The organism is Paraburkholderia edwinii, assembly GCF_019428685.1.
In the GTDB taxonomy this organism is placed as follows: domain Bacteria; phylum Pseudomonadota; class Gammaproteobacteria; order Burkholderiales; family Burkholderiaceae; genus Paraburkholderia; species Paraburkholderia edwinii.
This window is the reverse complement of record NZ_CP080095.1, coordinates 4,384,852-4,397,938: the sequence shown is the minus strand read 5'-3', so window position 1 is coordinate 4,397,938 and position 13,087 is coordinate 4,384,852. Positions and strand designations below refer to the sequence as shown.

13 protein-coding genes are annotated in these 13,087 nt (G+C 62.0%); 7 read left to right on the top strand and 6 right to left on the bottom strand.

Annotated features, from left to right (window positions below; genetic code table 11):
* Positions 1–49: 49 nt before the first annotated feature.
* The 4 genes from nadB to radC form a co-directional block, all read right to left on the bottom strand.
* Complete coding sequence (gene nadB / locus KZJ38_RS19555; protein WP_219797812.1) at positions 50–1,648, bottom strand: L-aspartate oxidase; 1,599 nt, start codon at positions 1,646–1,648, stop codon at positions 50–52.
* 247 nt (positions 1,649–1,895) lie between these two features.
* Positions 1,896–2,063: a 50S ribosomal protein L33 gene (rpmG, locus tag KZJ38_RS19550; protein WP_087733803.1), complete on the bottom strand. Its 168-nt coding sequence runs from the start codon at positions 2,061–2,063 to the stop codon at positions 1,896–1,898.
* Between the two features lie 10 nt (positions 2,064–2,073).
* On the bottom strand, positions 2,074–2,307 hold the full coding sequence (rpmB, locus tag KZJ38_RS19545; protein WP_219797811.1) for a 50S ribosomal protein L28: 234 nt from the start codon (positions 2,305–2,307) through the stop codon (positions 2,074–2,076).
* A 309-nt stretch (positions 2,308–2,616) separates the two neighbouring features.
* The gene (gene radC / locus KZJ38_RS19540; RefSeq protein ID WP_219797810.1) at positions 2,617–3,474 is read right to left on the bottom strand and encodes a RadC family protein; all 858 of its coding nucleotides are present in this window, start codon (positions 3,472–3,474) and stop codon (positions 2,617–2,619) included.
* A 266-nt stretch (positions 3,475–3,740) separates the two neighbouring features.
* Here radC and KZJ38_RS19535 point away from each other — a divergent pair, with 266 nt between their 5' ends.
* The 7 genes from KZJ38_RS19535 to KZJ38_RS19505 all read left to right on the top strand — a co-directional run bounded on the left by KZJ38_RS19535 (position 3,741) and on the right by KZJ38_RS19505 (position 10,893).
* Complete coding sequence (locus KZJ38_RS19535; RefSeq protein ID WP_219797809.1) at positions 3,741–4,196, top strand: FKBP-type peptidyl-prolyl cis-trans isomerase; 456 nt, start codon at positions 3,741–3,743, stop codon at positions 4,194–4,196.
* Positions 4,197–4,198: 2 nt separating this feature from the next.
* Positions 4,199–5,158: a 4-hydroxy-3-methylbut-2-enyl diphosphate reductase gene (gene ispH, locus KZJ38_RS19530; protein ID WP_219797808.1), complete on the top strand. Its 960-nt coding sequence runs from the start codon at positions 4,199–4,201 to the stop codon at positions 5,156–5,158.
* A 595-nt stretch (positions 5,159–5,753) separates the two neighbouring features.
* Positions 5,754–7,001 (top strand): branched-chain amino acid ABC transporter substrate-binding protein, encoded by a 1,248-nt coding sequence (locus KZJ38_RS19525; RefSeq protein WP_219797807.1) that lies wholly within the window; start codon positions 5,754–5,756, stop codon positions 6,999–7,001.
* 228 nt (positions 7,002–7,229) lie between these two features.
* Entirely contained in the window at positions 7,230–8,180 is a 951-nt protein-coding gene (locus tag KZJ38_RS19520; RefSeq protein WP_219797806.1) for a branched-chain amino acid ABC transporter permease, read from the top strand.
* A 35-nt stretch (positions 8,181–8,215) separates the two neighbouring features.
* Positions 8,216–9,385 carry an ABC transporter permease subunit gene (locus KZJ38_RS19515; RefSeq protein WP_219797805.1) on the top strand — a complete coding sequence of 390 codons (1,170 nt, stop codon included), beginning with the start codon at positions 8,216–8,218 and terminating at the stop codon, positions 9,383–9,385.
* 15 nt (positions 9,386–9,400) lie between these two features.
* Positions 9,401–10,177: an ABC transporter ATP-binding protein gene (locus KZJ38_RS19510; RefSeq protein WP_219797804.1), complete on the top strand. Its 777-nt coding sequence runs from the start codon at positions 9,401–9,403 to the stop codon at positions 10,175–10,177.
* Positions 10,177–10,893 (top strand): ABC transporter ATP-binding protein, encoded by a 717-nt coding sequence (locus KZJ38_RS19505; RefSeq protein ID WP_219797803.1) that lies wholly within the window; start codon positions 10,177–10,179, stop codon positions 10,891–10,893. Before KZJ38_RS19510 ends, KZJ38_RS19505 begins: the two co-directional genes overlap by 1 nt.
* A gap of 133 nt (positions 10,894–11,026) precedes the next feature.
* Here KZJ38_RS19505 and KZJ38_RS19500 read toward each other — a convergent pair whose 3' ends face one another.
* Together KZJ38_RS19500 and KZJ38_RS19495 are read right to left on the bottom strand one after the other, a co-directional pair.
* Positions 11,027–11,548 carry a GNAT family acetyltransferase gene (locus KZJ38_RS19500; RefSeq protein WP_246641559.1) on the bottom strand — a complete coding sequence of 174 codons (522 nt, stop codon included), beginning with the start codon at positions 11,546–11,548 and terminating at the stop codon, positions 11,027–11,029.
* A gap of 23 nt (positions 11,549–11,571) precedes the next feature.
* Positions 11,572–12,756 carry an acetylornithine transaminase gene (locus KZJ38_RS19495; RefSeq protein WP_219797802.1) on the bottom strand — a complete coding sequence of 395 codons (1,185 nt, stop codon included), beginning with the start codon at positions 12,754–12,756 and terminating at the stop codon, positions 11,572–11,574.
* Between the last annotated feature and the right edge of the window lie 331 nt (positions 12,757–13,087).

Here is a 13,087-nt window from a genome sequence, read left to right as displayed (position 1 = left end):
GCCGTCGCGTACGTGCAGTGCGCGACGGCCTTTCACTTTGATGGACGCGTTACAGCGTCCGCTTCGATACGCGTTTCGGCGTGAGCACAGACGGCAGCGCTTTGGGCAACGCGTCCGGCCAGTCGCGGCTGAAATGCAGGCCGCGGCTTTCACGCCGCGACCGCGCGCCTTCAACGATCAGAGACGCGACGTCGACGAGATTGCGCAACTCGAGCAGATCGCGACTCACCTTGAAGTTCGCGTAAAACTCGTGAATCTCGTCGCGCAGCAGCGAGATACGGTGCTTGGCGCGCGCAAGACGCTTGTCGGTACGCACAATGCCGACGTAGTTCCACATCAGCCGTCGCAATTCGTCCCAGTTGTGCGCGACCACAACTTCTTCGTCCGGATCGGATACGCGGCTTTCGTCCCAGTCCGGCAAGGGCGCGTGGACGGCGGCGCGAAAACCATCCTGTTCGATCGCCTCCGCGGCCGAACGGCCGATCACGAGACACTCGAGCAGCGAGTTGCTGGCGAGCCGGTTTGCGCCGTGCAGGCCGGTGCAAGACGTTTCGCCGACCGCATAGAGACCGGCGACATCGGTACGGCCCGCGAGATCCGTCACCACGCCGCCGCAGGTGTAGTGCGCGGCCGGCACCACCGGAATGGGCTGCTTCGTGATGTCGATGCCGAACTCGAGGCAGCGCGCGAGGATGGTCGGGAAATGCTCATGCAGGAACGCCGCCGGTTGATGGCTGATGTCGAGATACACGCAATCGATACCGCGTTTCTTGATCTCGAAGTCGATCGCTCGCGCGACGATATCGCGCGGCGCCAGTTCGGCACGCTCGTCGTGCGCCGGCATGAAGCGCGTGCCATCCGGCAGCTTCAGCAGGCCGCCCTCGCCGCGCACGGCTTCGGTAATCAGAAATGACTTCGCGTACGGGTGGAACAGGCACGTCGGATGGAACTGGATGAACTCCATGTTCGAGACGCGGCAGCCGGCGCGCCATGCCATCGCGATGCCGTCGCCGGTCGCGGTGTCGGGGTTGGTCGTGTACAGGTAGACCTTTCCCGCGCCGCCTGTGGCGAGCACCGTATGCGGCGCCTCGATCGTGACGGTGCGGCCGGTGTTGAGATCGAGCGCGTAGAGGCCGTGGCAGCGGCGGCCCGGTAAGCCGAGTCGGTCGGACGTGATCAGGTCGATCGCGTAGTGGTCTTCGAGCAGCGTGATGTTCGGATGCGTGCGGACCCGTTCGGTGAGCGTCGCAACGACCGCGTGACCGGTCGCGTCCGCCGCGTGAATGATGCGCCGATGACTGTGGCCGCCTTCGCGCGTCAGGTGGAAGCCGAGCTCGGCCGCGTCGTCCTTGGTGAACGGCACGCCTTGCGCGATCAGCCATTCGATTGCTTCGCGGCCATGCTCTACGATAAAGCGCGTAGCTGCTTCGTCGCATAGCCCGCCGCCTGCCACCAGCGTGTCGCGCACATGGTTTTCGACGCTGTCGGCGGAATCGAGCACCGCGGCAATGCCGCCCTGCGCCCAATCGCTCGCGCCGTCGGTCAGCGACCGCTTGGCGATGACTGCCACGCGCCGCGACTGCGCGAGGTTCAGCGCGACGCTCAATCCGGCCAGACCGCTGCCGACAATCGCTACATCGAAATTCATCTGCTGCATCTCCATCATGTTTTCGCTGGCGCGGCGATTGGCATGCCGCTTGCCGGTAGGAAATCAAAGAGCATACGCGTCACTGACCCCGAGGGAAAGCTGGCCGAACGGCCGATGGGGAAAACCAGCAAGAATTGGCAAGAACCCGGGGCGAGAAGCCAAGGCAAGGGCCGTGAGGTGTGAATCCAAGCCGCAGAAACAAAAATGCCCCGCACACGGCGGGGCATTTTTGTTGAAGGAACCAGACTTACTTGATCTTGGTTTCCTTGTACGCGACATGCTTACGTACGACGGGATCGAACTTCTTGATCTCCATCTTTTCGGGCATGTTGCGCTTGTTCTTGGTGGTCGTATAGAAGTGACCGGTGCCGGCGGTGGATTCCAGCTTGATCTTGTCGCGTGCGCCTTTCGCCATGATTTACTCCTTAGGCTTCGCCGCGTGCGCGCAGGTCGGCGAGCACAACGTCGATACCGTTCTTGTCGATCAGGCGCAGGCCGGCGGTCGAAACGCGCAGGCGCACCCAACGATTCTCGCTTTCAACCCAGAAACGGCGGCTTTGCAGGTTCGGAAGAAAACGACGCTTGGTCTTGTTGTTCGCGTGGGAAACGTTGTTGCCGCTCATCGGCGCTTTCCCAGTTACTTGGCATACGCGTGCCATGAGAGCACTCCTAATACGCTTTAAATTCTGAGCCCGAACGCCGGTTAAGCTTCTGGAAAGAGGCGCCGGGGCGACTGTTCGCGCTGACTGCGCTGCGAAGAAATTCTTCCGCGCGCCGCCATGCGATTCTGCCGTCGATTCCCGTCCATTCCGGAAGAGCTTGGAAGGCTGCTTCGAACAGGGTTACAGGTTGGAAAGAGGCAAACCGCGATTCTAGCAGAAAAAAACCCGCAAAATCAAACTTTTTGCCAGCCGGGAATGGCGCGAAGCAACGGCGTGAAATGGCGTGAAGCGCGGTCGCTGCGATGGTCAAAGCAGGCCATTCAGGGCGAACGAGTATACGTCTTTCGCGCCGACCACGACATGGTCGAGCAGGCGCACATCGACGAGCGCGAGCGCATCGCGCAGCATGCGCGTGAGTTGACGGTCGGCGGCGCTGGGCTTGGCCGCGCCCGACGGATGATTGTGCGCGACGATCAGTCCGGCCGCGTTCAGCTGCAATGCACGCCGGACGATTTCGCGCGGATACACCGCCATTTGCGTCAGCGAACCGCGCGTGACTTCTTCCGACCGGATCAACCGGTGCCGCGCGTCCAGATAGAGGCAGTAGAACACTTCGTGCGGCAGGCCGCCGATCGTCAGGCGCAAGTAGTCGTTCACGGCCTGCGGCGAGTCGAGCAGCGACCGGGTTTCCAGTTCCTCGTTGAGCGCGCGCCGGACCATTTCGATCACGGCGAGCAACTGCGCGATTTTCGCGCGGCCAATGCCGTGCAAGCCGTCGAAGTCTTTTTCTGTCGCGGTGAGGATCGACCGCATCGAGCCGAAGCGGTCGACCAGCGTGCGCGCCATCTCGAACACGTTGTGGCCGGTCTGCCCGGTGCACAGCATCACCGCGATCAGGTCCGCATTGGATAGCACGTGGGGCCCCTGCTTGAGCAGCCGCTCGCGCGGCAAGTCCTCTTTCGACAGCTTGTCTTTGCGGCGGGCGGCAGGCCGTGCGGCGGTGGCGACGCGCGCGGGTTCGATCAACGCAAGGTCCGTCGACGCGGAGTCCGGCAAGGCGGCGTCGGGCGACGCGGAGTCCCGGAACACCGCGACCGGGACCGTTAATACGGGCGAAAAGCATGGCGCCGCATGTTCGCGTGCAATGCAGATACTGTCGTTCATCTCAGCAACCTCCACAGCAAAGTACCGCGCGGCTTCGCGCCGCAGGCGAGCGGTGCGAACCGGTCAGGGATATGTGGCTTACAATAGAACCTTTGCGCGGGACGCCCCACGGGGCACGCTCGCGCGGGACACCCCGGCGCCGCGCTGCGCGCGCAGCCACAGGGCGCGCCGGATGCAACGCGGCGCACGCGCACTGCTGAGGGCCGCGCCGCGGCGGGCCACCCCGCGCTGCGGCGCCCGGCGCCTTCCGACCGAACGAGTACTGCATGAGCATCATCGACATCTCCGAAGTGAAACCGGGTTCACACGTCACGCTTCATTACCGGCTTTCTCTTGCCGATGGCGCCGAGATCGTCAACACCTTCGCCGACAAGCCGGCCACGCTGCTTTTGGGGGCCGGCCAACTGGCGCCGTCGCTGGAAGATATTCTGCTGGGATTGAAGGTCGGACACCATTCGACCTTTCGGCTAACGCCGGAACAGGCCTTCGGTCCGCGCAACCCGGAACTGATCCAGCGCGTGTCGCTGGCCACATTGCGCGAAAACAGCATGATCGGTGAGGATTTTTCTCCCGGCGATCTCGTCGAATTCAATGCGCCCGGTGGCGGCCGCTACGCGGGCGTGCTGAAAGAGGTCGGCGAAACTTCGGCCCTTTTCGATTTCAATCACCCGCTCGCCGGCCAGGCGCTGGCGTTTGAAGTGAAAATCATCGGAATCCTGTAAACATGACCATCATGGATACGACTCTCGCCGAAACGGAAATCCTGCTGGCGCAGCCGCGCGGGTTCTGTGCCGGCGTCGATCGCGCCATCGAGATCGTCGAGCGCGCGATCAAACTGTATGGCTCGCCTATCTACGTGCGCCATGAAATCGTCCATAACGCGTATGTCGTCGAGGATCTGCGCAAAAAGGGGGCGATCTTCATCGAACAGCTCGACGAAGTGCCGTCGGGCAGCACGGTCATCTTCAGCGCGCACGGCGTGTCGAAGGCGGTGCGCGTCGAGGCCGAGTCGCGCGGGTTGCGCGTTTACGACGCGACCTGTCCGCTTGTCACGAAGGTGCACATCGAAGTCGCGAAGATGCGCGCGGAAGGCTTTGACATCGTGATGATCGGCCACAAGGGCCACCCGGAAGTCGAGGGCACGATGGGTCAGACCGAGCAGGGCATGTACCTCGTCGAAGATATCGAAGACGTACAGGCGCTGGAACTGGCCGACCCCGACCGGATCGCCTTCGTCACGCAGACCACGCTGTCGGTCGACGACGCCGCTGAAATCATCGCGGCGCTGAAGGCCAAATACCCGCAAATTCGCGAGCCGAAGAAGCAGGACATCTGCTATGCGACGCAAAACCGTCAGGACGCCGTTAAATTCATGGCGCCGCAGTGCGACGTCGTGATCGTCGTCGGCAGCCCGAACAGCTCGAATTCGAACCGCTTGCGCGAACTCGCGGAGAAGCTTGGCGTGCCCGCGTATATGGTCGATTCGCCTGACCAGATCGATCCGAACTGGGTGATCGACAAGAAGCGGATCGGCGTCACGGCGGGCGCCTCGGCGCCGGAAGCGCTGGCGCAGGCCGTGATCAGCCGTCTGCGCGAGATGGGCGTGCGCAACGTGCGTGCGCTCGACGGCATCGAGGAGAACATCGCGTTCCCGCTGCCGCGCGGGCTCGGTTTGCCAGCCTGACCGTAACCAAGCGATTGGACGACCGATCCGATCGCGCCAAAAAAAGCGCGCCTCGACGGCATCGACGGCGCGCTTTTTTTTCAACGGCGCCGATAACTCCGCTTTTCAATTCATTGGCGCAATAAATAAGTTCCATATCACACCTCGAAGCCATTTCAGGTGTGTCTGCGCGCACAGTTTTTGCCAATTTGGCGGCGTAATTTGGTCACAGAAGCGCAATCGTTCCCCTTTTTAAGCATTCGATGAAGGATTGGGGGCGGTTAAAACTGCACCGAAATAGTGCAAGTGATATGTCCCGATTACAGTGCGCAGCGCGTGAATCGCGCGCTTCCGCAAAGCACGTTTCTCCTTTAAACATAAGGCTTGCAAGCAAAACGCGGTGTTGTCTCAAATGGTGCAACTGTGGCATGAAAATAGATTGCAACCGGGTTGCGCCAGATGCGCAATACGGATCTCAAAAAGCGGTTGCAATGCAGGAAAACCCTGCGCATTCAACAATATTGCCCATCCCATAATTGGAGTTACAATGCGCGCGTTCTTAAGGCTTCAGGCGCTTCTGAACATCGGATTTAGCAAGGCGCAGGAGACCTATTTGATGCATTTCAAGTTTGCTTTCGCCGTGTCTATCGCGGCCGCGGTCGTGATGTCGACCGGGTGCAGCAAGAAGAACGACGGTGAAGCGAGCACGGCCGCATCGGCAGCGGCGACGGCCGCGGCCGCGTCGGCGGGGCCGGCGGGCGCGAGCGGGGCAAGCGGAGCAAGCGGCGACACAAATTCGGCGACTATCGTGAAAATCGGCCATGCAGCACCGCTGACAGGCCCCATCGCGCATCTTGGCAAGGACAACGAAAACGGGGCGCGACTCGCGGTTGAGGAAATCAACGCGCAAGGCCTCACGATTGACGGTCGCAAGATCCAGCTCGAACTCGATGCGCAGGACGATGCCGGCGATCCGAAGACCGGCGCGCAGGTCGCGCAGCGGCTCGTCGACGATCATGTGGTCGCGGTGGTCGGGCATCTGAATTCGGGCGTATCGATTCCCGCGTCGAAGATCTATAGCGATGCGGGCATCGTGCAGATTTCGCCGTCGTCGACGAATCCGGCGTACACGCAGCAGGGGTTCAAGACCACCTACCGCGTGGTTGCAACCGATGCGCAGCAGGGTCCGGCGCTCGCGAACTACGCGACGAAGGCGCTCAACGCGAAGCGGATTGCTGTGGTCGACGATGCAACTGCCTACGGCAAGGGCCTTGCCGACGAATTTGCGAAGACTGCGCAGGCGAGCGGCGCGACGATCGTCGCGCGGGAGGCGACGAATGACCGGGCGACCGACTTCCGGGCCATTCTCACGAAAATCAAAAGCGTTCAGCCGGACGTGATCATGTACGGCGGCATGGACGCAACGGGCGGACCGTTCACCAAACAGGCGGCGGCGCTCGGCATCAGGGCAAAAATCCTTGGCGGCGACGGCGTGTGCACCGACAAGGTAGAGGAACTCGCGGGTCAAGCCGTGCAGAACCTCGTCTGTTCGGAAGCAGGACTGGCGCTTTCGAAAATGGAGCGTGGCGCGGACTTCGAGAAGAAGTACGACGCGCGCTTTCACACGCCGGTGCAGATTTACGCACCGTTCACGTACGACACCGTGTACGTGATCGTCGACGCAATGAAGCGCGCCAATTCGATCGACGCGCCCAAGGTGCTGGCTGCGATGCCGTCCACCGATTACAACGGGGTAATCGGCCACATCGCATTCGACGACAAGGGTGATTTGAAAGAAGGCGCCATTACGCTTTACGACTTCAAGGACGGCAAGAAGACCGTTCTGGACGTTGTGAAGATGTAATGACGGGAATAAAGCGTGGCGGCACCGAACCATCCATCGGTGCCGTTTTTGCATCCGCATCGAACGTGGGCGTGGTTGAGACCCAGCCGCGCGCAGGTTCGATACGAATAACCCTTACCGGTCTTTTATATCAGTACCGTAGTGCCGTTTGCGATTCCGTCTGGCATGACCGCCAACCCGGCCGGGTCATGGAGCGCGAATCCAGTCGCACGGGCCAAGGAGCATTAAATGGATATTTTCATCCAGCAGATCATCAATGGACTGGTGCTTGGTAGCGTTTACGCCATCATCGCACTGGGCTATACGATGGTGTACGGCATTCTGGGCATCATCAACTTCGCGCACGGCGACGTATTGATGATCGGCGCAATGGTCGCTTTGTCGGCGATCGGCGTGTTACAGAATCACTTTCCGGGTCTCGGCGGCGTGCCGACACTCTGTATTGCGCTGATCATCGCCGCCTGCGTGTGCGCGGTGGTCGGCTACACGATCGAGCGCGTCGCTTACCGGCCGCTGCGCCGCGCGCCGCGCCTCGCACCGCTGATCACTGCGATTGGCGTGTCGATCCTGCTGCAGACGATCGCGATGATCATCTGGGGCCGCAATCCGCTCGCGTTTCCGCAGCTGTTGCCGACCGACCCGATCAACGTGATCAAGGCGACCGATACGAATCCCGGCGCCGTGATCTCGATGACCGAAATCGTCATCATCGTCGTGGCCTTCCTCGTGATGGCGGGCCTGCTGCTGCTCGTGCACAAGACCAAGCTCGGCCGCGCGATGCGCGCGATCGCCGAGAACCCGGCGAACGCGTCGCTGATGGGCGTGAATCCGAACTTCGTGATTTCCGCGACCTTCATGATCGGCTCCGCGCTTGCCGCGCTGGCCGGTGTGATGATCGCCTCCGAATACGGCAACGTGCACTTCTATATGGGCTTCATTCCTGGCCTGAAGGCGTTTACCGCGGCGGTGCTGGGCGGGATCGGCAACCTCGGCGGCGCGATGGTCGGCGGTGTGCTGCTCGGCCTGATCGAACAGCTGGGCGCCGGCTACATCGGCAACCTGACCGGCGGCGTCTTCGGCAGTAACTACCAGGACGTGTTCGCGTTCATCGTGCTGATCGTCGTGCTGGTGTTCCGTCCGTCGGGCCTGCTCGGCGAACGTGTCGCGGATCGTGCCTGACCTCGGGCGATATGGGCCAACAGGAGTAGATAACCATGACCTCAATTCAACCGATCGAGCCGTCCACGACGCTGATCCCCGAGAAGAACATTACGAAGACGCTGGTGGTCGGCATCGTTACGGCGGTCTTCGTGATCGCCGCGCCGTTCGTCATCGGCGCCGCCGGCGGCAACTACTGGGTGCGCGTGCTCGACTTCGCAATGCTGTACGTGATGCTCGCGCTCGGCCTTAACGTGGTGGTCGGCTTTGCCGGCCTGCTGGACTTGGGCTACATCGCGTTCTACGCGATCGGCGCCTACACCGCGGCATTGCTGACTTCGCCGCACCTCACGTCGCAATTCGCGTGGATCGCCGCGCTGGCCCCGAACGGCCTGCATGCGCCGATCTGGATCATCGTGCCGCTCGCGATGGCGCTCGCGGCGCTGTTCGGCGTGCTGCTCGGTTCGCCGACGCTGCGGCTGCGCGGCGACTACCTCGCGATCGTCACCTTGGGCTTCGGTGAAATCGTGCGGATCTTCATGAACAACCTCGACCGTCCGGTCAACATCACGAACGGGCCGAAGGGGATCACGGGCATCGACCCGGTGCACGTCGCCGGCTTCAATCTGTCACAAACGCATACGCTCTTCGGGTTCACGCTCCCGTCGGTGTACATGTATTACTACCTCTTCGTGCTGTGCTCACTGCTGGTGATCTGGACCTGTACGCGTCTGCAGCACTCGCGTATCGGCCGTGCGTGGGCCGCGATTCGCGAAGACGAAATCGCCGCCAAGGCGATGGGCATCAACACCCGTAACGTGAAGTTGCTCGCGTTCGCGATGGGCGCATCGTTCGGCGGCCTGTCGGGTGCGATGTTCGCGGGCTTCCAGGGCTTCGTGTCGCCCGAGTCGTTCACCTTCTGGGAATCGGTCGTCGTGCTCGCCTGCGTGGTGCTGGGCGGCATGGGCCATATTCCGGGCGTGATTCTCGGCGCGGTGCTGCTCGCTGTGTTCCCGGAATTCCTGCGTACGACGATGGGTCCGCTGCAGCACTTCCTGTTCGGCCATGAAATCGTCGATACCGAAGTGATCCGTCAGCTGTTGTACGGCCTCGCGATGGTGCTGATCATGCTGTACCGCTCGGAAGGCCTGTGGCCCTCGCCGAAGCATGAAGACAAGCTGGCGAAACTGGCGAAGCGCAACGGCAAGAAGCCGGTGCGCGCCTAAGGGCAGGAGAACGATATGAGCGATAAAAACATTCGACTGTCCGTGAAGGGCGTGAACAAACGCTTCGGCGGCCTGCAGGCGCTGTCCGACGTCGGCCTGCAGATCGAGGAAGGTTCGATCTACGGCCTGATCGGTCCGAACGGCGCCGGCAAGACCACGTTCTTCAACGTGATCACGGGCCTCTACACGCCGGACTCCGGCGAGTTCAAGCTCGACGGCACGAACTACACGCCGACCGCGGTGTACCAGGTGGCGAAGGCAGGCATTGCGCGCACGTTCCAGAATATCCGTCTGTTCGGCGGCATGACCGCGCTCGAGAACGTGATGGTCGGCCGTCACGTACGCACGAAGCACGGCCTGTTCGGCGCAGTGTTCCAGACGCCGGCCGAGCGCAAGGAAGAGCGCGAGATCAAGGAACGCGCGCTCGAGCTGCTCGAATACGTCGGCGTGCTGCAGTACGCCGACTACACGTCGCGCAATCTGTCGTACGGTCACCAGCGCCGTCTGGAAATTGCCCGTGCGCTCGCGACCGATCCGAAGCTGCTCGCGCTCGACGAGCCGGCCGCCGGCATGAACGCGACCGAGAAGGTCGAACTGACGAAGCTGCTCGACAAGATCCGCGGCGACGGCAAGACGATCCTGCTGATCGAGCACGACGTGAAACTGGTGATGGGCCTGTGCAACCGCATGACAGTGCTCGACTACGGCAAGGTGATCGCCGAGGGTCTGCCGCAAGACGTGCAGAAGGACCCGAAGGTGATCGAGGCATATCTCGGCGCGGGGGTCCACTGATGGCTACGGCAATGCTGAAAATCAAGGGCCTGCAGGTCAACTACGGCGGCATCCAGGCGGTCAAGGGTGTCGACATGGAAGTCGCGCAGGGCGAGCTCGTCACGCTGATCGGCGCGAACGGCGCAGGCAAGACCACGACGATGAAAGCGATCACCGGCCTCAAGCCGTATTCGGCCGGCGATATCGAGTACATGGGCCAGTCGATCAAGGGCCTGCCGGCGCACGAGTTGCTCAAGCGCGGCCTCGCGATGGTGCCGGAAGGCCGCGGCATCTTCGCGCGCATGTCGATTCTCGAGAACATGCAGATGGGCGCGTATCTGCGCAACGACAACGACGGCATCAAGAAGGACGTCGACCGCATGTTCGGCTTCTTCCCGCGTCTGAAGGAGCGCGCGACGCAGCTGGCCGGCACGCTGTCGGGCGGCGAGCAGCAGATGCTCGCGATGGCGCGTGCGATCATCAGCAAGCCGAAGCTGCTGTTGCTCGATGAGCCGTCGATGGGTCTGTCGCCGATCATGGTCGAGAAGATCTTCGAGGTGGTGCGTGAGATCTCGAAGGAAGGCCTGACCGTGCTGCTCGTCGAACAGAATGCGCGCCTGGCGCTGCAGGCTGCGAATCGCGGCTATGTGATGGACTCGGGCACGGTCACGATGTCCGGCGACGCGAAGCAGATGCTTGACGATCCCAAGGTGCGTGCGGCTTACCTGGGTGAATGAGGCAGTGACATTGCTTGCCCGGTGTTAAACACCGGGCGCCGATGAGAAAAGGTCCGCGTGCAGGCGATGCACGCGGACCTTTTGTTTTTGCGCCGGCGAATTTGCGCCTGGAGCTTTGCTTTGGCTTGCGATGTCAGGCCGGTAGCGGCGAATTGACGCCGCCCACCGTGACACTATCGGCGAGCTCGCCGAGCCGCTTGCCGAGACTGACCACTTCATCCATCTTGTATCCGAGCCGCTCGTAGAACGCGCGGATCTCGCCCTTCGCGCTCAACACCTGCAGATTCACCTTCGGGCAGCCGCGCGCTGCGAGCGCCGCTTCCGCGTGCCGCACGAGTTGTGTGCCGATGCCGCGCCGACGCTGTGCCGTTTCGACCGCGAGCGAGTACATCCACCCGCGATGCCCGTCGTAGCCGGCCATCACCGTGCCGACCACGCGCTCGCCATCTAACGCGACGAAGAACAGCTCCGGCTGCGTCGTGAGCTTGTTCGCGATCGACAGCTGCGGGTTGCGCTGCGGTCGAGTCGGATCGCGGTATTCGGGGAACGCGTCGCGCCACAATGCGATCACCTGATCAGTGTCGCTTTCGGCGAAACAGCGGATCGAGATTCCGTTCGGGCTCATCGGCGCAGTTGTGTTCGCAGTTGTGTTCATAGGCACACTCAGTCTTCAGGTGATCAAAGCGAATCGAGTACGGTGCGCAGCATCTTCATCATCTGGTCGATTTCGTCGTTCGTGATGTTCAGCGCCGGCATGAAGCGCAGCAGGTTCGGCCGCGCCGCGTTCAGCAGCAGACCGTCCGGCTGCATCACGCGCGCCTTCTCGACGATCTGCGTGCCGATGTCCTTGCCGAGCAGCAGTGCGCGCAGCAAGCCATCGCCGCGTTCGCCCTCGAAGCCGCGTTCCTTCGAAAGATCGAGCAGTTGCGCGCGCAGATATTCGCCGCGCGCGCGCACGCCTTCGAGGAAGCCCGGCGCGGTCAGCTGCGAGATGACCGAATAGCCGACCGCGGTCATCAGCGGATTGCCGTTGTACGTGCCGCCCTGATCGCCGGCTTCGAACACTTCGAATTCGCTTTTCGTGAGCAGCGCGGCGAGCGGTACGCCGCCGCCGATGCCCTTGCCGAGCGTCATCACATCGGGCTCGATGCCCGACAGTTCATAGGCGAAGAGGGTGCCCGCGCGGCCGCAGCCGCTTTGCACTTCATCGACGATCAGCAGGATGTTGTGCTTTTTCGTCAGCGCGCGCAGTTGCTGCATGAACTCGCGCGTGGCCGGAATCACGCCGCCTTCGCCCTGGATCGGCTCGAGCATCACGCCGACGGTCTTCTCGTTGATGAGCTTCTCGACCGAGGCGATATCGTTCAGATCGGCTTTCGGAAAGCCCGGCACCTGCGGCGCGTAGATCGTGTCCCAGCCGGCCTTGCCGCTGGCGGACATCGTCGCGAGCGTGCGGCCGTGAAAGCTGTGGTCGAACGTGATGATCTCGTACGCGCCGTTCTTGTGTTTCTTGCCCCACTTGCGCGCGAGCTTGATCGCGCCTTCGTTCGCTTCGGCGCCGCTGTTGGCGAAGAACACCTTGTCGAAGCAGCTGTGCTGCGTGAGCAGGCCCGCGAGCTGCGCCATCGGTTCGTTGTGGAACGCGGGCGACGGGTTGATCAGGAGGCGCGCCTGCTTGTCGAGCGCTTCGATCATGCCGTCGTTGCAGTGCCCGAGGCTATTGACGGCCCAGCCCTGAATGAAATCGAGGTAGCGCTTGCCCGTGTTGTCGTAGAGCCAAGAACCCTTGCCATGCGTAAAGACGATTTCGGGCCGGTTCGTGATGTACATCAGCGACTCGATCGGGTACTCATTGAAATTCATGGCGACAGGCTCCAGGCAGCAGGAAAAGAAGAACGGAAGAGACGGTAAGGAAAACGAGGCGCAAACAGAAAGCTACCGACCAGACAAAAAGCCACCGAACAAACAAAAAAGCCACGGCAGGCCGTGGCTTTCATGATCCGAATCGCGTGTGATGTGTGAAGCACCGACGCGAATTCATAACGAAGCCACGCGCCCCTAAGGGAGCGGTGAGCGGCGACGTCGGAGTTCGGACTGGATGCGGTTCATGCGCGCAAGAATACGACAAGGCCGGCGGCGCTGTAAACCAGAAATTTGTGCACAAATTTCTGGAATGGTGCTGCGCCGGCCTTCA